Origin of the sequence: Streptomyces sp. NBC_00016 (assembly GCF_045040885.1) — a bacterium.
Classification (GTDB): Bacteria; Actinomycetota; Actinomycetes; order Streptomycetales; family Streptomycetaceae; genus Streptomyces; species Streptomyces coriariae.
The window spans coordinates 10,044,577-10,063,690 of the sequence record NZ_CP108304.1 but is presented as its reverse complement, the minus strand read 5'-3'; the positions used below and the strand labels follow the sequence as shown (position 1 = coordinate 10,063,690).

The following is a 19,114-nucleotide window of genomic DNA, read 5'->3' as shown; positions in this document are numbered from 1 at the left end:
CGCCCGTGCCCGGACGAAAGAGACGAGAGAAGCGAAGCGATGACTGACCTCATCGTCCCGGCGGGGGCTGGGCGAAAACTGATCACCCCGGCGCAGGAGGTGACGTTCAAGGCCACCGAGGAGATGGGTTCCTCCGTATCGATCTTCGAGGTGATCGTGCCGCCCGGCTTCGACGTCGGGGCCCATGTGCACGACGACGCGCAGGAGTTCTTCTATGTCCTCGACGGCGAGCTGGACCTGCTGTGCTTCGAGCCGACCGAGCGCACGACGGACAGCTGGCACAACTGGGTGTCGGCGACCGGTGACCGTGTCATCCGCGCGGGTGAGGGCAGCTGCATGTTCGTGCCGCCCGGCACCCCGCACGCGTTCCGCAACGCCACGGACAAGCCGGTGAAGATGCTCTTCGAGTGCCTTCCCTCGCCGATCCACGAGGACTACTTCGAGGAGATCGCCGAGATCTGGTCGCGCGGCACCGCCGTGGACCCCGCGGCCGTGGCCGAGATGCGCAAGCGGTACGGCGTCCAGCAGCTGACACCGCTGCGCTACGAACCGCCGGCCGCCCGCATCCCCGGCCAGGGCACACACCAGCAGCAGAGTGGGAGGTGACCTCGATGGAACCGATATCCCTGGTCCACGCGAGTCTCGGTGAGCAGGAACTGGCGGCCGTCGCCGAGGTCTTCGCCTCCGGCTGGCCTGCCGGTCAGGGCCCCAGGGGCAAGGCGCTGGAGGCCCGGCTGGCCGAGAAGTACGGCGTCGCCGACGCCGTCGCGGTCAGCAACTGCGGCGCCGCGCTGCACCTGGCGATGCTCGCGCTCGGCGTCAAGGAGGGCGACGAGGTGATCGTCGCCGACTACGGGTTCCCGGCGCCCGCCCAGGCCGCGCTCTACGTCGGCGCCACCCCGGTCTTCGCCGACGTACGGCCCGACACCTACACGATCGACCCGCAGGCGGTGGCCGACCTGGTCACCCCGCGCACCGTCGGCATCGTCGCGGTGGACACGGTCGGCATGCCCGCCGACTACACCGAACTGCAGGCGATCGCCGACCGGCACGGCCTGTTCCTCGTCGAGGACGCCGCCTGCGCGGTCGGCGCAACGTACCAGGGCCGCCAGGCGGGCGGGCTCGCCGAAGTGGGCTGCCTGTCCTTCCACGGCCGCAAGGGCGCCTCCAGCGGCGAGGGCGGCGCACTGCTCGCCCGTGACCCGGCGGTCGGAAAGGACGCGCGGCTGCGCTCCTCCTTCGGCATCGGCAGCATCTTCGACATGGGCAATGTCGTCGGCCTGCCCATCCCGACGTTCACCGAGATCGGCTACAACTTCAAGCTGTCCGACATCGCGGCGGCCATCCTTCAGGTGCAGCTGGGCCGCATCGACGAACTGCTCCGGCGCCGCAGCAACATCGCCGCGCAGTACGCCGAACTCCTCGCCGACGAGGACTTGTTGACGGTGCCGGCCGTCCCGGCGGACCGCACCCACGCCTGGCAGACGTACATGGTGACGCTGGACGCGAGCGTGGACCGCGCCGCGGTCGCCACCGAGCTGCGCGGCCAGGGCATCGGCTGCGGGCAGGGCACGTTCGCGGCCCACGTACAGCCGGTGTTCGACGCGCAGCAGAAGTGCCCCGTCTCGGCGGATCTCTTCGCGCGTCACCTCGCCATACCCATGCACGCGGAACTCAAGCCGAACCAGGTCGAACGGGTCGTGGCCGCCCTGCGCGGGGCGGTTCGGACCCACTCGTCCTCCACAGCGGTCCTCGGAGGGGCAGCATGACGAACAACCGGCCGTCACCCGTCGGCATCATGCGGCTGATCAACGGCTACTGGGCCACCGGGGTCCTGGCCGCAGCCGCCACCCACTCGGTCTTCACCCACCTCGACCACGGCGCCGGCACGGCCACCGAGCTCGCGTCGCGCGCCGGTATCGCCGAGCGGGGCGCCCAGGCCCTCCTCGACGGGCTCGTCAGCGTGGGCCTGGTCGAACTGCACGAGGGCCGCTACCGCAACACCCCCGAGGCGGCGACCTACCTGGTCGAGGACAGCCCCGTCTCGCTGGCGCCCTTCGCCAGGCTCAAGCTGACCCACACGGGCTCCCTGACCGACCTGGCCGAGGTGGTCCGCGCCGGCGGCCCGGTCAAGGACGACGCGGTCGTCGAGGTCGCCAACAACCCGCACTGGGAGGGCATCGTCACGGCGATCGCCGCCCAGTCGGTGCCGGCCGCGGCGCTCGCCGCCGAAGTGCTCGCACTGGCCGACGCCGGGGAGATCTCGATCCTCGACGTGGGCGGCGGCTCGGGCATCTACTCGGGCATCTGGCTCGAGGCCAACCCGGCCGCCCGCGCGACCCAGCTCGACTGGGCGCCGATCAACGAGATCGCGCTCAGGCTGCTGGCCGAGCGCGGCGTCGGGGACCGGTTCACCACCATCGACGGCGACTTCCACACCACCGACTTCGGTACCTCCGCCTACGACGTCGCGGTGTACTCGCACATCGCGCACCAGGAGAGCCCGGAGAGCAACGTGGAGGTCTTCACCAGGCTCCGCCAGGCCCTCAAGCCCGGCGGCACCCTCGTCGTCAACGACTATGTCGTCGACGACGACCGCAGCGGCCCGGCGTTCCCGCTGATCTTCGCCTCGGAGATGCTGCTCAAGACCCGTCAGGGCAGCACCTGGACGCGCAGCGACTACCGCGACTGGCTCGTCAAGGCCGGCTTCGAGGACGTCTCCTTCCACACCGCAGAGCCCGCCACCCTGGTCGTCGCCCGGTAGGCGGCGCGCGAAGGCTCGTGGGGAGAACCGCGCGAGCGGTTCTCCCCGGCCGCACCGGACACAGAGTCAGGGAGGGAAACCGCATATGGCATCCGTGAACGTCTCGATCATCTACTACAGCGCCACCGGCAATGTGCACACCATGGCGCAGGCCGCGGCCGCGGGCGCGGAGAAGGCCGGCGCGACGGTGCGGCTGCGCAAGGTACGCGAGCTGGCCCCGCCGGAGGCGATCGGCTCCAACCCGGCCTGGGCCCGCCACGCCGAGGACACGGCCGATGTCGAGGTGGCCACTCTCGACGACCTGAGCTGGGCGGACGCGGTGCTGTTCGGCACCCCCACCCGCTTCGGCAACGTCTCCAGCCAGCTCAAGGCGTTCATCGACACCGCGGGCCCGCTGTGGCAGAGGGGTGCGCTGGCCGACAAGGTCGTCTCGGCGTTCACCTCCACCGGCACCGCCCACGGCGGTCAGGAGTCCACCATCCTGGCGCTGAGCAACACCTTCTACCACTGGGGCGGCATCATCGTGCCGCCGGGCTACACCGACCCGATCCAGTTCAAGACGGGCAACCCCTACGGCACCTCGTACGTCTCGGGTGCCGGCGGCGCCGACGGCGGTCCCGGCGAGGACGTGCTGCAGGGCGCCGGTTATCAGGCCCGGCGCGTGGTGGACATCGCCTGCGCGATCAAGACCGGCCGCGCCGCCGCCTGATTCCCGTCACGGTGACGTCGCCGCACGGCGGTGTGCTCCGTACGGACCGATCCCCCGCCCGCGGCGGCGGTCCCGGTGTTCCCGGGGCCGCCGCCGCGGTCCCTTGCGCGGCCGGCGCCCGCGTCCGCCCCGTGTCCGGGCGGGCGCCGCGGCCGGCGCGTCCTGGCATCCCGCACCGAGCCGGCGAACAGCCCGGACATCCATCGCCCGAAGGAGACAGCCCGATGAAGGGCTCCACCGTCTATTCCTCGATACAGAAGCGCGGCCTGCACATCGGTCTCCTGCCGGAGATGGCCGCCGCTGTGAACCCCTCGACCCCGATCGTCCTGGACCACGACCTGGGCGTCCTGCCCGAGGCCGGGCGGCGGCTGACGGTCGCCCAGTACGCCGAGCACGTCGACGACCTGGCCGCCCGGCTGTGGGCGGCGGGCGTGCGGCCCGACGAGCACGTCGTGATCTACAAGACGGCCAACGCCGACCACTGGATGCTCGCCGCCGCGGTCTCCCGCATCGGCGGGATCGTGGTGAACCTCTCGCCTGCCCTGGACGCCACGACCGTGGGCGTCCTGCTGGAGCGGGTCGGCCGGCCGACGCTCCTCACCGACGGCACCAAGCTCGACGTCCTCGCCGGCGTGCCGCTGGCGGACCTCACCGAGCGGGTCATCACCTCGGCCGACGACCGGCCCGGCAGCATCTCGCTCGGTGAACTCGCGGGCGCCGAGCGGGTGAAGCCGGTGGTCCGGCCGATCGACGAGGCCGCCGTCATCACCCACACCTCCGGCACCACCGGCATCCCCAAGCTCGTGGTGCACACCCCCCGCACCCAGGGCATCCGGCTCGTGCCCCAGTGGCGGCTGCTGTCCCTGCTGCGCAAGCGGGAGACCGTCGCCATCCATGTGCCGTTCGTGCACTCGCGGATGGTCGCGGCGATGTCGCTGGCGCTGCTGAGGGAGTACCCGGTCCTGCTGATGCGGGAGATGGACCCCGCCGTCGTCGCCGAGCACCTCCTCGAGCACCGGCCGGCGCTGATCGAGGCGCTGCCCAACTCGCTGATGGAGTGGGAGGGGCTGGCCGATGACCCGCGGGCGCCGTTCGGCTCGGTGAAGGTCTTCAGCAGCACCTTCGACGCGATCCACCCGGGCACGATGAGCAAGCTGCTCAAGGCGTCCGACCGGCGCGGTGCCCTGTTCTTCCAGATCTACGGCCAGAGCGAGGTCGGCCCCGCCGTCGGCCGTGCCTACCTGCGTCACTCCGCCCACCGGGCGAACGGGCGGTGCGTGGGCTGGCAGATGCCGCTGGGCGCGGCGAAGGTGCGGGTCGTCAGCGGTGACGGCAGGCGCCCGACCGAGCAGAGCCCCGGCCGCATCGAGGTCTCCTGGCCCGGTCTGGCCAAGACGTACCACGGCGAGCAGGAGCGCTACGACGCCAACCGCAAGGGCGAGTGGTGGGGAACGGGCGACGTCGGCTACTTCACCCGGCTCGGCTGCCTGCACATGCTCGACCGGGAGGTCGACATGATCCCCGGGGTGAAGAGCTCCCTGGAGATCGAGGACGTCGTCCTCGGCAAGCTGCACGAGCTGAGCGAGCTGGTCGTCGTGCAGGGCCCGAACTCCGAGGCGGTGCCGGTGATCTGCACCCACGGCGACGCGCCGCTGGACCCGGACCGCTGGCGTGCGGCCGTGACCGGGTTCCCGCAGCTGGCCGACCCGGTCCAGATCCCGGAGGCCGAACTGCCGCGCACCGCCACGCTGAAGGTGCAGCGCCTCGCGCTCGCCGACCGGCTCAAGAACCAGCTGCCGAGCCGATAGCCGGGAATCCCCCGGCCCACAAGTTGCGGGGAGCGGCGGCTTCCCCCCGCCCCGCCGCCCCCCGCGCCCAACTCACCGCTGCCTCCCGGCACCGCCCGGGCCGTCCCGCCCCGAGGTCCGAAGGGGCGCCGCTCCATCGGCCGCCGTTACGGCCGACCGGGTCTTTCGCGGCGGGGGCCTGCCCGTCCGGCGGGCAGTGTCGAAGAACGCTCCGCACGAGCAAGGAAGTGCGACCTCAGGAGGAGACATGTCCGAAGCCATAGGAACCGAAGAGCGTGACGCCCTGGACTCGCTGGGCGGCGCACTCGGCGAGGCCGGTGCGCACGCGCTGGCCGGGCCGCGTGACGAGCTCGCCGAGGGACTTCTGCGCGCGGCCTTCGCGCTGTGGGAGGACCCGCAGGTGCGGCCCCGGCTGCTCGGGCTCCTGCAGGCCGCGGTCAACAGCGAGGAGGGCGCCGACCAGATGCGCCGGTTCCTCACCGACCAGCTCTTCGCGCAGGCCGGCAGGTCCATCGGCATCTCGGGGATGGACATCTACCAGGCGGCGGAGACGATCAAGGTGCCGGTGATCAACGTCAACGCGGCGACGTCCCAGGTCTGGGGTGTCGTCCTGATGCGCTACATCGTGAAGCTGGAGCCGATCGCGTCGGCCTCGGCGGAGGAGCTGATCACCCTCCTCAAGCCGACGATCCAGCGCTATCTGGGCTGAATCGCGAGGCCGGGGCACACCTGCCGGACACCATGGTCCACGCCCCTTCGCCCGCACGGGACCGCCCCCGCCGGCACTGCCGGCGGGGGCGGTCCCGTCTGCGGGTCCCTGCCAACGCCGGACGCCGGCACAGTCGTTCATTCATCTACGAGGTCCCATATGAGGGGAGGGCAGCCGCATGAGTGACGTCAGGATTCTCGGTACGGGTGCCTACGTGCCGGACCGGATCGTCTCCAACGACGAGGTCGGCGCACCGGCCGGCGTCGACGACGCCTGGATCACCGCCAAAACCGCCATCCGCGAACGCCGCTGGGCCGCCACCCACCAAGCCACCTCCGACCTGGCCACCCAAGCCGCCCGAAACGCACTGGACTGCGCCGGCATCACCGCCGCCGAACTCACCGTCATCATCGTCGCCACCTCCACACCCGACCGCCCCCAACCACCCACCGCCGCCTACGTCCAGCACAACCTCGCCGCCACCCACGCAGCAGCATTCGACATCAACGCCGTCTGCTCCGGCGAAATCTTCGCCCTCAGCGCCGCCGAAGGCACCCTCGCCCGCAAAGGCGGCCACGCCCTGATCATCGGCGCCGACCTCTACTCCCGCATCCTCAACCCCACCGACCGCAAAACCACCGTCCTCTTCGGCGACGGCGCCGGCGCCATGATCCTCGGCCCCGCCACCACCGGCCCCCGCATCCGCCACCTCACCCTGCACACCTACGGCGAACACTCCGACCTCATCCAGGTCCCCGCCGGCGGCAGCCGCCTGCCCACCACCACCCAAACCCTCCAACAAGACCAGCACTACTTCACCATGGACGGACGCGGCGTCCGCCGCTTCGTCGCCGACCACCTCCCCCGACTCACCAAAGAATTCCTCCACGAAGCCGGAACCGTCCCCGACGACATCCGCCACTTCATCCCCCACCAGGCCAACGGCGTCATGCTCGACGACCTCTTCACCCAACTCGCCCTCCCCCACGCCACCATGCACCAGACCCTCACCACCTACGCCAACACCGGCGCCGCCTCCATCCCCCTCACCCTCGACACAGCCCACCGCAACAACGCCCTCCACCCCGGCGACCTCATCCTCCTCGCCGGCTTCGGCGGCGGCATGGCCGCAGGCCTCGCCCTCATCGAATGGTGACAGCACGGTGCAGGCCGCCGGCCGCACAGGGCGGCCGGCGGCCTGCTGGGCCGGGGGTCAGGATCAGGAGGAGGGGATCCAGTCCCGGCGGATGTGCGGGGTCTCGATGCCGAGGGACTTCATGTGTTCGAGGGGGTTGGTGTACTCGCGGCTGGCGGCGATCCAGCCGTCGTGCAGCGTGAAGCCGTGGATGAAGTGATTGCGGTAGCGGCCTTCGGGATAGCCGGGGAAGCGGATCGTGCCCTCGCCGTCGCACTCGACCATGATGGTCGTCGGGTCCTGGGTCTCGTAGATCTGGACGTCGGACCACTGCCAGTCGGGCAGCACTCTGAGGGACAGCTCGCCGTGCCGCTTCAGTTTCTCGCGGCCCGTGACGACGATGGGGCGGCCGATGTCGGTGTAGAACAGCGATGCGGTGCCGTCCTGGGTGTAGAGGGTGTACCGGCTCAGCCGGGCCTCGGCACCTGTGCGCATGTACTGCTCCACAGCCTGCCGGTTGCGGGCCCGCAGGTCGTGGTGGTCGGTGAACACGGTCGTGCCGGCGGCACGTTGGGTGGCGGATGACGAAATGATGATGTCTCCCGGGGAGTTCGCAGGGCCTGGCGGGCTCAGGGCTGGAGCCGGCTGATCTCCCAGCCGCCTTCGGTACGCCCGTAGTGGAGTCGCTCGTGCAGCCGGTCGATGCCGTTGGCCCAGAACTCCACGGAGGCGGGCTCGAGCAGGTAGCCGGCGAAGGCCGCGGGGCGCGGCAGCGGGCGCAGTGGTTCGCCGAGCCGCAGGGCCTCGGCGCGCAGCCGGGCGAAGTGGTCGAGGTCCTCCACCGGCCGGCTCTGCCGGGAGACCGTCGTCATCGCGTGTGTGAAGACGGCCCGCGCGCCCCACAGGTCCTCCGCCTCGGTGTCGGACAGCTGGGTGACCGGGCCGGCGAGGGTGATCTGCTGGGTGGTCTCGCGCCAGTACAGGACGCCGGAGGCCCAGGGGTTCTCGGCCAGTTCGCGGCCCTTGCGGCTGCCGGAGTGGGTGATGAACACGATGCCGTCGCCGGTCACCTTGGTGAGGGCGACGATGCGGGAGGAGGCGCGGCCCCGCGCGTCGGCGGTGGCGAGCGCCAGTGCGCGGGGCTCGCGCACCCCGTGCCCGACGGCGGCGTCGAGCCATGCGGACAGCAGGCCCATCGGCTCGGCGGGCGGCGCGATGAACTCGGGGAAGGGCACGTGGAGGGTGCCGGTGAGGGTTTCGGAGCGGGTGGAGCCGCGGCGGGCGGCCACCGCGGTGCCGTTGGCGGAGCGGGACGGCGACAGGTCAGACATGGAGCACCCCTTCGATGGTGACGACGCCCGGGCCCGAGACCTCGACGGAGGTGACGTGGTCGCCCTCGCCGTGCGCGAGCGCGCGCATGGGAGAGGGGCGGCCGATCTCGACGCCCTGGGTGATCTCTATGCGCTGCCCGTACGGGATGAGGCCGTGCCGGGCGAGATGGATGGCGATGGGTCCCGCGGCGGAGCCGGTGGCGGCGTCCTCGACGACTCCGTAGGCGGGCGAGAACATGCGGTTGCGCCAGGAACTGCCGTGCCCCGCGTAGCAGTTGGTGGCCATGTCGGGGAAGCGGGCCAGGGCGCGGTGGTCGGGGTCCACCTTCGACAGCGCCTCGACGCTCTCGAGGCCGACGAGGACGTGCCGCGGGCCGTTGCGGTAGATGTCCACGGGGAGCGTGGAGCCGTAGAGGCCGAGGGCTTCGAGGAGTTCGTCGGTGCGGTCGAAGGGCTCCCACACGGGCACCGGCTGCATCATGCTCGTCGCGACGACCTTGCCGTGTGCGCGCTCCAGTTCGAAGGGGACGACGCCCATGGCGGTCTCGATCCGCAGCCGGTCGGCGTCGGTCCGGGCGCCGAGGGCGATGGCGGTGCCCAGCAAGGGGTGTCCGGCGAAGGGCAGTTCGTTGACCGGTGTGAAGATCCGCACGTGGGCGTCGGTGCCGTCCTGGCGGGGGCGGCGCACGAACGTGGTCTCCGACAGGTTCATCTCCCGCGCGATGCGTTGCATCTGCTCGGCGGTCAGGTCGTCGGCGCCGAAGAACACCGCCACCGGGTTGCCGGTGAGGGGCTCGCGGGCGAACGCGTCGACGACGACGTACGTGTGCATCTGGTCTCCCGGGCTGTGATGTCGGGTGGGTGCCGGGCCGGCGGCTCGGGGGGTGGACGCCGGCCCGGCGGTTGGGGGTGAGGCCGTGTGCTCAAGGCCTCAGGCCCGGTGGGCGGCCTCGGCCGGTGTGAGCAGCGCGGCCAGGCGTGTGCCCACGATGCGCGGCCCTTCTCGGGTCAGCACGGATTCCGGGTGGAACTGCAGGGAGGCGAAGCCGGGCCCGCTCAGGGCGTGGACCTCGCCGGTGGCCGCGTCGCGGCTGACCCGGACCGGGCCGACGCCGTCGGCGACGAACTCGTCGTGCTCGGTGAGGAGGGCGAACGTGTTGTAGTAGCCGACGCGTTCGGCGCTGCCGAACAGGTCGATCTGCTTCTGCACGCCCTGGTTGGGCACCGGCCTGCGGCGCAGCGGCAGGCCGAGGCGCAGTCCGAGGACCTGGTGGCTGAGGCACACGGCGAAGAACGGGCGTCCTTCGCGCAGCAGGGTGTCGACAGCCGTGTGCAGGTGCCGCATCTTGGGGTGCGCGAGTTCCTGCGGGTCGCCGGGGCCGGGGCCCATCACGACCAGGTCGTGACCGTCGAAGGAGTACGGCTCGTCGAAGCGGCGGACCGTCACGTGCAGGCCCAGGGACTGAAGTTGCTGGCCCAGCATGGAGGTGAAGGTGTCCTCGGCGTCCACGACGAGGACGCTGCGTCCGGCGAGCTCGGGGCGCGCGGCCGCGCGGGCTTCGGCGTCGGTGAGCCAGAAGTCGGCGATGGAGGCGTTGCGCTGCCCGAGGGCCTGACGGACGACGGGATGGTCGGCGAAGCGTTCGGTGTCCTGTCCGCCGCCGAGGGCGGAGACGAGGGCGGCGGCCTTGGCGTGGGTCTCCGCGGCCTCGGACGCCGGGTCGGAGTGGCGCACGATGGTGGCCCCCACGCCGATGCCGATGCGTCCGTGTGCGCTGATGTCGGCGGTGCGGATGAGGATCGCGGAGTCCATGACGCGCTCGCCGTCGGCGTCCTGGCCGATCAGTGCCGCCACGCCGCTGTAGTAGCCGCGGCCGCCGGGCTCGTACTGGGCGATGATGCGGCAGGCGCTCTGCAGCGGGCTGCCGGTGACGGTGGGCGCGAACATGGTCTGGTGCAGGATGTCGCGCACGTCGCGGTCGGTGCGTCCCTCGATGAAGTACTCGGTGTGCGCGACCTTGGCCATTTCCTTGAGGTAGGGGCCCACGACCCGGCCGTCGCCGGGGCAGATCCGCGCCATCATCTTGAGTTCCTCGTCGAGCACCATGTACAGCTCGTCGGTCTCCTTGCGGTCGCCGAGGAATTCGAGGACGCCGGAGAGGGTGGGTCCGGAGGTGGGGTAGCGGTAGGTGCCGCTGATGGGGTTCATGACGGCCGTGCCGCCCTGGAGGCTGACGTGCCGCTCGGGCGAGGCGCCGACGAGGGTGCGGGTGCCGGTGTGGATGAGGAACGTCCAGTGGGCGCCGGATTCACGGGTCAGGAGCCGGCGGAACAGTGCGGGGGCGCTGCGCGGCCCGTAGTCGGTGATGTCGGCGACGAAGGTGCGTTTGATGACGAAGTTCGCGCCCTCCCCGGTGCCGATCATCTCTTTGACGATGCGGCGCACCACGTCCTCGTAGGCCGCGTCGTCGACGTCGAAGTCGCCGCCGGCGAGCGAGGTCGGTACGTCGGGGATGCGGGCGAGCGCCTCCTCGAGCGGCAGCCGCTGCTGGCCGGTGACGGTCATCGCGACCAGCGGGGTGCCGTCGTCGGCGCAGGCGAAGCCCCGTTCGGCCAGCTGCCGGTAGGGCAGGACGACGAGGACCTCGTGGTGGGCTCCGATGCCGTCGGCCGGGCTCTCGGGCAGCTCGATGTCGGCGAGGGTGGCGGGCAGGGACACCTCGCCGGTCAGTACTTCCATGATGCCGGGGCCGGTGGCGCCGGGCCGGTGCAGCAGCGCGTAGGGCTGGGTGGGCGGGCCGTCCAGGGCGTGCCCGAGCAGGTCGCCCGGGTTCGTGTGCGGGCCGTGCGTCATACGAACACCTCCTTCGCGGTGATGACGCGAGCGCAGCGCTCGGCGGCGTAGGTGAGGGCCGAGCGGTGGTAGTCCTGCGAGAAGTCGGCGGTGGCGTCCGCGACGAAGAACGGCTGGATGTCGTGGGTGAAGGCCTCGACGGCGGTGGCCAGGACGCCGACGTGCGCGTACACCCCGCACAGCACGAGCTGGTCGCGGCCCGCGGCGCGCATCCGCTCCAGCAGGTCGGTCTTGAAGAAGGCGCTGTAGCGCCACTTGGTGAGCAGCCAGTCGTGGCCGGCCGGCGCGAGGGCGTCGACGACCTGGCGGTCCTCGGGCGAGGTCCGCATGCCGGGGCCCCAGAAGTCCTTGAGCAGACCGCGCTGTTCGTCGGTCATGCCGCCGGGCTGGGCGGTGTAGGCGACGGGGACGCCGAGTGCGGCGCAGCGGTCGCGCAGGTGCGCCGCGTTGCGTATCAGGTCGTCGCGCAGGCTGTCGGGAAAGGGTTTGAGGAAGTACCGCTGCATGTCGTGGACGAGGAGGACCGACCGGTGGGCCTCGGCGGTCCAGGACACGGCGGACGGCGGCAGGTCGCCCTCGGCGGGCAGCGGGTATGCGGAGATGGGGGGTATGCCGGTCATGGCTTCGGCTCCTGTTCCTGCTCGGTGCGTGGGGCTCAGGCGGTCCAGGACGAGATCACGGAGACGGCCTGCCACGGGGTGAGGCGGGGGTCGCAGAAGGACGTGTAGCGCTCGCCGACGGTGGCGAGGTCGGCCTCGGTGGCGGCGCACTCCGTGACGTCGTCGGGCGTGGTCTCCAGGTGCAGGCCGCCGGGGACACCGCCGGCGTCGCGCACGGCGGTCACGAAGCGGGAGACCTCGAGCGCGACGGTCTCCACGAGCCGTGTCTTGTGGCCGCTGGGCGCGCTGACGGTGTTGCCGTGCACCGGGTCGGTGAGCCAGATCACCGGGTGACCGGCCGCGCGCACGGCCTCGACCAGGCGGGGCAGGCGGTCGGCCACGTTGCCGGCGCCCATCCGCGCGATCAGGGTGAGCTTGCCCGGGTCGCGCCAGGGGTCGAGCCGCTCGCACAGCGCCAGCAGTTCCTCGGGTTCCATCGAGGGCCCGACCTTGCACGCCACCGGGTTGCTCACCTGGGAGAGCATGGCGACGTGGGCGCCGTCGACCTGGCGGGTGCGCTCGCCGATCCACGGCCAGTGCGTGGAGCCGAGGAAGAGCCGGCCCTGCTCGTCCAGGCGGAGCATGGGCATCTCGTAGTCGAGGAGCAGCGCCTCGTGGCTGGTCCACACCGGGGGGCCGACGACGTCGCGGCCGGCGCCGCGTTCGCGCCAGCCGAGGTGGTCGATGACGTCGCTGGCGGCCATGTAGCCGGTGAGGATGCGCAGCGGGTCGGCGCGGCGGCTCTCGGGGTCGGGTTCCGGGGCGTTGACCATGTGCCCCTTGAACGAGGGGAGTTCGACGCCGTCGACGTCCTCGGTGGGCTTGGACCGGGGCTTGGCGAACTGTCCCGCGATGCGTCCCGCGCGCAGGACCGGCTTGCCGGTGATCAGGCCGAGCGCCCCGGCGAGCAGGTCGAGCACCGCGGCCTTGCGGGCGACGTGGTGCGGCCCGCACTCCTGGGGGTCCTCGGCGCAGTCCCCGGACTGCACCACGAGTGCCTGGCCGAGGGCCACGGAGCCGAGCTGGGTCCGCATGGTGGCCACGTCGTCGGGCTGTACGAGGGTGGGGCGCGAGGCCAGCGCCTCGGTCACCCGGCTCAGTTGGAGAAGGTCGCTCCATTCGGGCTGCTGCAGCGCCCCGCGGACACGAATATCCCGGATGGCGTCCTTCACGACTTCGTTCATGCCGTACTCCGATCCAGCGGTGATGTCGTTGGCGTCAGGAACGTCGTCAGGTCGGGATTCCTGTGCGTTTGATCTCGGGGACCGGAATTCCCAGGGCCCGCAGCTGCTGGAAGGGATTCATGAACTCGCGCTGCCGCTTGATCTTCCCGTCCTCGAACTCGAACGAGTGCAGGAAGTGGTTCTCGTAGTGGCCCTCGGGGTAGTCCCCGAATCGGATCTTTCCGTGGCCGTCGCACTCGACCCAGAAGTGGTCGGGGTCGTCGGTCTCGAAGATCCGGACGTTGTACCACTCCCAGTCGGGGAAGCACGCCAGGGACCAGACGGCGTGTTCGCCGAGCCGGTCCCGGCCGTGGGTGGCGACGGGCGAGCCGGTGTCGGTGGTCCACAGGCCGCCGATGCCGTCCTCGGTGAACAGTTCGTGCCGGCGCAGCCGGTCCTGGCCCCTGGTGTTCATGTACTGCTCGACGACGGCGCGGTTGTGGCGCCGGGTCTCCGACGCGTCGGTGAATGCCTTGGTATCTACTGATTCCGGCACAAGAACCTCTCTGCGTTCTCGGAAGGCGTGTTCTCGGAAGGCGTGTTCTCGGAAGGTGTGTTCTCGGAAGGTGTGTTCTCGGGAAAACGGGACGCATTGCGGCGGGTCTCGGTGACGCTGTCGCCGTCGAACTTCTCGGCGAGGGCGTCCGGACCCGGATCGGTGCGGTGTCCGGACCCGGCCGCACGGTCGTCACGGGTTTTCGCGGCACAGCGGCGCGCGGGCCCCTGCGCGGGCGCGACGGCGTGGTGTGCCGATGCAGGGATGCGGGGGGGAGAGAACGCCGTCGACTCACTGCCATACATGACGGATGCATGTTTTTGGGCAGGAAAGGCGTGCTCAAATAGTGACACGGATGAAACCCGCGCGCCAAGCGCCCCTTGACGTGACCTCGGTCACGTCAAGGGGCCTTTTTTCAGGGGGAGTTGCGCATGTGTGCATCCGTCATGAAGTGCGCTGCGTCGCGCTGATCGCCATGGCGGTCAGCTCTTCCTTCGCGTCATCGGTGGCGCTGCTCTCCCGCAGTGCGGCAAGGGCCCGCTCGGTGCGCCGGGTGATGTCGCGTTCGATGTGGTCCACCGCGCCCACCTCGGTGATGACGGCGCGCATCGCGGCGAGTTCGTCGTCACTGATCTCGGTCCCGATCTTGGCCCTGAGGAATTTCGCCGCGTCCGGATCGCGTTCGTCGGCGTAACCGAGCGCGGCCGCGAACAGCATCGTGCGCTTGCCCTGGATCAGGTCGCCGCCGGACGGCTTGCCGGTCTCCTCGGGGGTGCCGAACACGCCCAGCAGGTCGTCGCGCAGCTGGAACGCGACGCCGATGTCGCGTCCGAAGGCGCGGTAGGCGGCGACGAGTCCGGGGTCCGCGCCGACGATCGCGGCACCGATGTGCAGCGGGCGCTCCACCGTGTAGGAGGCCGTCTTGTACTGGTTGACGCGCAGCGGCGTAGCGATGTCCTCGTCGCCCGCCGCCTCGGCCGTCACATCGAGCAGCTGGCCGAAGAGGACCTCGGTGCGAAGCGCCGACCACACCGGGGACACCCGTGCCAGCGCCGGTGCCGGCAGCCCGCTGGTGTGGATCAGGTCGTCGGCCCAGCCCTGGGCGAGGTCTCCGGTCAGGATCGCGGCGCCGGTGCCGAACAGTTCCGAGTTGCCGTTCCAGCACTGCTGCCGGTGCCGGTCGGCGAACATCACGTGTGCGGCCCGGGCGCCCCGGCGGGTGGGGGACGCGTCGACGACGTCGTCGTGGATGAGGGCGGAGGCATGGAACAGTTCCAGCGCGGCGCAGATACGCACCACCGCCTGGGCCGTGGCGTCCTCGGCGTCACCTCCGGCGCCGAGCCAGCCGAGCCAGGCGAAGGTCGGGCGGACGCGCTTGCCGCCGCGCAGCACATAGGTCTCCAACTCGGCGACCGCGTCGACGCAGGCCGGGCCGATCGCCGCGGCCTCGTCCCGGCGGGCGGCGAAGAACAGGCGGAGCGCGTCCTCGACGACCTCCACGGGGCTGGTTCGGGTGCTCGTCATTGCGTCAACTTCCCTGGTCTCTTCGAAAGTCGGGACAGCAGCGTCCGGCGGGTCGGCCGGGGCTGCCACGGGGAGTACACCTGGAGCTCGGAGAGCTCCTCGCCGCCCGCCGTCACGCACAGAGGGGCGGAAGGAGTCGCCGTCGGGGTCTCGCGCGACGTTCACCGGTGCCCACGCCGAACGCGATCACGCGCGGGGCGGTCCTGCCGGCTCCTCGGTGACCGAGGAGAGGCGTGCTGGTTGCGTGGTCTCGGACCTTGCTCCTGCGTGGTCCGTGCTCGCCGTGCTCCTTCGCGTACGGGTCCCAGTATCGAAGCGGTGACTCGATGTCCGGTCGAGTCCCGTTCACGCGCGCAGCAGGCCGCCGGCCGCAATGGAGCCTTTCTGCATCTGAGGTCGAACTTCCGCTACGGGTAAGGAATTCGGTGGCCGCACGCTCCTAGGATGCGCCGGGAACCCCCCACCCGGGGCGTGCCCGCCGCCCGCCGTCCTGACTCGGCGGCGGCGGGCACGCCCCGCCCCTCCTGCGGACCGTGCGACGGCCGCCGCAGTCAGCGCCGAGGAGCCGGTGTGATCAAAGCCGAGGAGTTCGCGAGGCTGCGGCCCCTGCTGTTCGCGATCGCCTACCGGATCGTGGGTGACGAGCGAACGGCCCGGTACGCCGTCCAGGCGGCCTGGCTGCGCTGGATGGCCGCGCCTGCGCGGCCCGAGCCGGCCGAGGGGTATCTGGCGGCCGAGGTCACCCGGGTGGCGGCCAGGGCCCTGCGCTCGGCCCGCGCCGAGCGGGGAGAACTCGTCGGTCCGCTCCTCGGCGACGGCCCCGGGGACGCGGACCGGCCGGCGGAGCTGGCGGACTCGCTGTCGCTGTCGGCCCTGCTGGTGCTGGAGCGGCTGTCCCCGCTCGAGCGCGCCGTCTTCGTGCTGCACGAGGCGTTCGGATGCGACGAGGCGCGGATCGCGTCGGCCCTCGGGTGCTCCCAGGAGGCCTGCCGCCAGCTCCTCGCCGCCGTCGCGGCGGTCAGCGACGGCGGGCGCGAGCCGCTGCCCTGGCCGTCGTGCGTGGAGGGCGCCGGGAACGCCGCCCGGGTGATCGCCGCGATCGTCGCGCCCCTGGTGCGCGTCGGCGTCACGCTCGAGGAGAGCCGGGTCGGTGCCAGGCCCGGCTGGGTCTTCCGCGACCGGGACGGCGCCGTCCTGCACACCATGGTGCTCGACGTCGTGGACGGGCGGGTCCAGCGCGTCCACCTGGTCGTCCACCCCGGCAACGACCGGCACGCCGACCCGGTGGCCGAGGCCTGCGCCCTGCTCCGCGAGGCGAACCGGGCCCGCTGAGCGGCCTGCTCCGGGTGGGGCGTTCGTGTGCCGGCTCCCCCGGTGCCCGGCTCTCCCCCGCCTTCCGGTTCTGCCCCGTCTTCCGGCTCAGCCCCGTCTTCCGGTTCTGCCCCGTCTTCCGGCTCAGCCCGCCGTGTCCCGTTCCGGCGGCAGGATCAGGGTCGGTTCGAGGACGACACGGGGCACGGGTTCGGGGTCCGGGTCCGGCCGGGCCAGTTCGGCGCGCACGCCCCGCTGCTGCCGCCATCCCGCCTGGGCGGCGACGACGGCGACGTAGGGGATGACGACCCCGCCGACCAGCGCGCACACCGCGACGGCCGGCCAGCGGCTCCAGGTGAGCGCCATCACGACCACGCAGGCGCTGCGCACCAGCATGGCCGTGACATAGCGGCGCTGACGGCCGCGCAGATCCTGCGTCAGGCCGATGCGGGCCCCGGTGATGGAATCGGCCCGGGTTGCGCCCCGGCGCCATGGACTGCGGCTCATCGGACCTCCGTGGGTCGGGGCAACTGGGGCGGGCGGCCGTCGCCCTGCCGAAGGCGCGCTCCCCGTCCGCCGCGCACACGGCCCGGCGGGCGTGGCACGACAGCGGCGCGGGTGACCGTCCCCTGATCACCCGCGCCGTGTGTTCACCGGCCGGCCGTGCGTGCCGTGCCCGGGTCAGTGCACCTGCTGGTCCTGCTCCCGCTCACCGATGGCGGCGTGTCCGGCGTCGACCGGGTGCCCGTTGAGCGAGGACGCGTGGCCGTTGGGCGAGGGCGCGTGGCCGAGGTGCTCCAGGGCGCGTTGCATCTCCTGCACGGTCGGCGTGGGGACCTCGTCGCCGTACAGCCAGCGGCTGAGCCGGTGGCGCCGCCGCTTCCCGCGGATGTCCGGGTCGGGTACGCCGTCCTCGTCCGCCGGCTCCGGAGCCGGCAGGACTTCGGGTATCTCCCTGGACAGCAGCTTGTACTCCAGCCCGCGGTCGATGCGCTCGTGGACCTCGACGAACTCGCCGTGCGGCAGCCGCTTGATCCGTCCGGTCTCGCGGCCGTGGAGGAGCTTGTCGCGGTCGCGCCGCTGCAGGCCGAGGCAGATCCGCTTGGTGATGACGTACACCAGCATCGGGACGAGGAAGAGTCCGATGCGCACGGCCCAGGTGATCGAGTTCAGGGACAGGTGGAAGCGCTCGGCCAGGACGTCGTTGGCGCCGCCGAAGAACAGCACCAGGTAGAAGGAGACGAAGGCGAGGCCGAACGCGGTGCGGGTGGGCTTCTCGCGGGGCCGGTCCAGCAGGTGGTGTTCGCGTTTGTCGCCGGTGCCCCAGGCCTCCAGGAACGGCCACATGGCGAACACCACCATCATGACCCCGGGCAGGATGACGGCCGGCAGCAGGACGCTCATGTTGACGGTGTAGCCGCCGGGCAGGACGAACTCCCAGGCGGGCATGGCGCGCAGGGCGCCTTCGAGGAAGCCCATGTACCAGTCGGGCTGGGAGCCCTGGGAGATCTGGTCGGAGCGGTAGGGGCCGTAGGTCCACACGGGGTTGATCTGGGCGATGCCGGCCAACAGCGCGAGCAGGCCGGAGACGAGGAAGAAGAACCCGCCGGCCTTGGCCGTGTAGTGCGGCATCAGGGGCTGGCCGACGACGTTGTTGTTGGTACGGCCGGGGCCCCGGAACTGGGTGTGCTTGTGGTAGAAGACCAGGAGCAGGTGGAGGGCGACCAGGGCCAGGACGATGCCCGGGATCAGCAGGATGTGGATGCTGTAGAACCGGGGGATGACGTCGTGTCCCGGGTATTCGCCGCCGAACAGGAACAGCGTCAGATAGGTGCCGACCACCGGGATGGCGAGCGTGACGCCTTCGGCGATGCGCAGGCCGGTGCCGGAGAGCAGGTCGTCGGGGAGTGAGTATCCGACGAAGCCCTCCAGGGTGACCAGCACGAGGATCACGAAGCCGATCAGCCAGTTGGCCTCGCGCGGCTTGCGGAACGATCCGGTGAGGAAGTGCCGCAGCGTGTGCATCATGAGCGCGCCGATCATGATCAGCGCGGACCAGTGGTGCAGCTGACGGATGAACAGGCCGCCGCGCACATCGAAACTGATCTCGATGGTGGTGGCGTAGGCCTGGGACATCGGGATGCCGTGCAGCGGGGCGTACGACCCGTCGTAGACCGTCTCGGTCATGCTCGGGTCGAAGAACATCGTGAGCCAGACACCGGTGAGGATCAGCACGATGAAGCTGTAGAGCGCAATCTCGCCGATCATGAACGACCAGTGGTCGGGAAAGACCTTGCGGACCAGAAACCGCAAGCTGTAGATCCCGAGCCGCCCGTCCGCCCAGTCGGCGACGCGTTCGCCCTTGGACGGTAATGTGCGCGCGCCCTGTGGCGCCTCTTCGGTCGTGCTCATACCTGCGCGCCCTCCCCTCGCCGCTCGGCTGTCACAGGCACACCTACGCCGGCCGGCGAGCGGTCGGTGGTGAGGACGGCCTGCCGCGGCGCAAGCGGGCCCGTGCCCTGGAGCGGATGAAACGCTATCGACGCGTGGTGAACCCGAACAACCGCGCTCAAGTGATCCTCGAGTGGCGG

The 19,114-nt window shown here is 71.3% G+C and carries 18 protein-coding genes; 8 read left to right on the top strand and 10 right to left on the bottom strand.

The genetic code is table 11. The features are described 5' to 3' along the window. Nucleotides 1–39: 39 nt before the first annotated feature. The 7 genes from OG933_RS44290 to OG933_RS44260 all read left to right on the top strand — a co-directional run bounded on the left by OG933_RS44290 (nucleotide 40) and on the right by OG933_RS44260 (nucleotide 7,146). The gene (locus OG933_RS44290) at nucleotides 40–606 is read left to right on the top strand and encodes a cupin domain-containing protein (protein ID WP_362535104.1); all 567 of its coding nucleotides are present in this window, start codon (nucleotides 40–42) and stop codon (nucleotides 604–606) included. A gap of 5 nt (nucleotides 607–611) precedes the next feature. Beyond that, nucleotides 612–1,769: a DegT/DnrJ/EryC1/StrS aminotransferase family protein gene (locus OG933_RS44285; protein ID WP_362535102.1), complete on the top strand. Its 1,158-nt coding sequence runs from the start codon at nucleotides 612–614 to the stop codon at nucleotides 1,767–1,769. Continuing rightward, complete coding sequence (locus tag OG933_RS44280) at nucleotides 1,766–2,764, top strand: class I SAM-dependent methyltransferase (protein ID WP_362535099.1); 999 nt, start codon at nucleotides 1,766–1,768, stop codon at nucleotides 2,762–2,764. The genes OG933_RS44285 and OG933_RS44280 overlap by 4 nt, the downstream gene beginning before the upstream one ends. Nucleotides 2,765–2,849: 85 nt before the next feature. Next, complete coding sequence (gene wrbA, locus OG933_RS44275; RefSeq protein ID WP_362535096.1) at nucleotides 2,850–3,473, top strand: NAD(P)H:quinone oxidoreductase; 624 nt, start codon at nucleotides 2,850–2,852, stop codon at nucleotides 3,471–3,473. Between the two features lie 224 nt (nucleotides 3,474–3,697). Further along, the gene (locus OG933_RS44270; protein WP_362536725.1) at nucleotides 3,698–5,281 is read left to right on the top strand and encodes a class I adenylate-forming enzyme family protein; all 1,584 of its coding nucleotides are present in this window, start codon (nucleotides 3,698–3,700) and stop codon (nucleotides 5,279–5,281) included. A 247-nt stretch (nucleotides 5,282–5,528) separates the two neighbouring features. Beyond that, a complete protein-coding gene (locus OG933_RS44265; RefSeq protein WP_054238937.1) occupies nucleotides 5,529–5,990 on the top strand; it encodes a hypothetical protein in 462 nt (153 codons plus the stop codon). A 178-nt stretch (nucleotides 5,991–6,168) separates the two neighbouring features. Beyond that, complete coding sequence (locus OG933_RS44260) at nucleotides 6,169–7,146, top strand: 3-oxoacyl-ACP synthase III family protein (protein WP_405624802.1); 978 nt, start codon at nucleotides 6,169–6,171, stop codon at nucleotides 7,144–7,146. 63 nt (nucleotides 7,147–7,209) lie between these two features. Here the strand turns inward: OG933_RS44260 and OG933_RS44255 are convergent, their stop codons facing one another. The 8 genes from OG933_RS44255 to OG933_RS44220 all read right to left on the bottom strand — a co-directional run bounded on the left by OG933_RS44255 (nucleotide 7,210) and on the right by OG933_RS44220 (nucleotide 15,212). Next, nucleotides 7,210–7,677, bottom strand: coding sequence for a PhzA/PhzB family protein (locus OG933_RS44255; protein ID WP_405624803.1), 468 nt, complete (start codon nucleotides 7,675–7,677; stop codon nucleotides 7,210–7,212). A gap of 77 nt (nucleotides 7,678–7,754) precedes the next feature. Continuing rightward, nucleotides 7,755–8,456, bottom strand: a complete 702-nt coding sequence (gene phzG / locus OG933_RS44250) for a phenazine biosynthesis FMN-dependent oxidase PhzG (RefSeq protein WP_405624804.1) — start codon at nucleotides 8,454–8,456, stop codon at nucleotides 7,755–7,757. After that, complete coding sequence (locus OG933_RS44245) at nucleotides 8,449–9,288, bottom strand: PhzF family phenazine biosynthesis protein (RefSeq protein ID WP_405624805.1); 840 nt, start codon at nucleotides 9,286–9,288, stop codon at nucleotides 8,449–8,451. Before OG933_RS44245 ends, phzG begins: the two co-directional genes overlap by 8 nt. Nucleotides 9,289–9,387: 99 nt before the next feature. Then, a complete protein-coding gene (locus OG933_RS44240) occupies nucleotides 9,388–11,310 on the bottom strand; it encodes an anthranilate synthase family protein (protein WP_405624806.1) in 1,923 nt (640 codons plus the stop codon). Continuing rightward, on the bottom strand, nucleotides 11,307–11,930 hold the full coding sequence (locus OG933_RS44235) for an isochorismatase family protein (protein WP_362536243.1): 624 nt from the start codon (nucleotides 11,928–11,930) through the stop codon (nucleotides 11,307–11,309). Before OG933_RS44235 ends, OG933_RS44240 begins: the two co-directional genes overlap by 4 nt. Nucleotides 11,931–11,965: 35 nt before the next feature. Beyond that, nucleotides 11,966–13,153 (bottom strand): 3-deoxy-7-phosphoheptulonate synthase, encoded by a 1,188-nt coding sequence (locus OG933_RS44230; RefSeq protein WP_362536241.1) that lies wholly within the window; start codon nucleotides 13,151–13,153, stop codon nucleotides 11,966–11,968. Between the two features lie 46 nt (nucleotides 13,154–13,199). After that, nucleotides 13,200–13,688 carry a PhzA/PhzB family protein gene (locus OG933_RS44225; RefSeq protein WP_362536239.1) on the bottom strand — a complete coding sequence of 163 codons (489 nt, stop codon included), beginning with the start codon at nucleotides 13,686–13,688 and terminating at the stop codon, nucleotides 13,200–13,202. 444 nt (nucleotides 13,689–14,132) lie between these two features. Further along, the gene (locus tag OG933_RS44220; protein WP_405624807.1) at nucleotides 14,133–15,212 is read right to left on the bottom strand and encodes a polyprenyl synthetase family protein; all 1,080 of its coding nucleotides are present in this window, start codon (nucleotides 15,210–15,212) and stop codon (nucleotides 14,133–14,135) included. Nucleotides 15,213–15,782: 570 nt separating this feature from the next. Here OG933_RS44220 and OG933_RS44215 point away from each other — a divergent pair. Then, nucleotides 15,783–16,544 (top strand): sigma factor-like helix-turn-helix DNA-binding protein, encoded by a 762-nt coding sequence (locus OG933_RS44215; protein ID WP_362536235.1) that lies wholly within the window; start codon nucleotides 15,783–15,785, stop codon nucleotides 16,542–16,544. A 123-nt stretch (nucleotides 16,545–16,667) separates the two neighbouring features. Here OG933_RS44215 and OG933_RS44210 read toward each other — a convergent pair whose 3' ends face one another. Both OG933_RS44210 and OG933_RS44205 read right to left on the bottom strand, forming a co-directional pair. Next, nucleotides 16,668–17,030 (bottom strand): DUF3099 domain-containing protein, encoded by a 363-nt coding sequence (locus OG933_RS44210; RefSeq protein WP_362536233.1) that lies wholly within the window; start codon nucleotides 17,028–17,030, stop codon nucleotides 16,668–16,670. Between the two features lie 174 nt (nucleotides 17,031–17,204). Then, nucleotides 17,205–18,935 carry a cytochrome bc complex cytochrome b subunit gene (locus OG933_RS44205; protein WP_405624808.1) on the bottom strand — a complete coding sequence of 577 codons (1,731 nt, stop codon included), beginning with the start codon at nucleotides 18,933–18,935 and terminating at the stop codon, nucleotides 17,205–17,207. Between the last annotated feature and the right edge of the window lie 179 nt (nucleotides 18,936–19,114).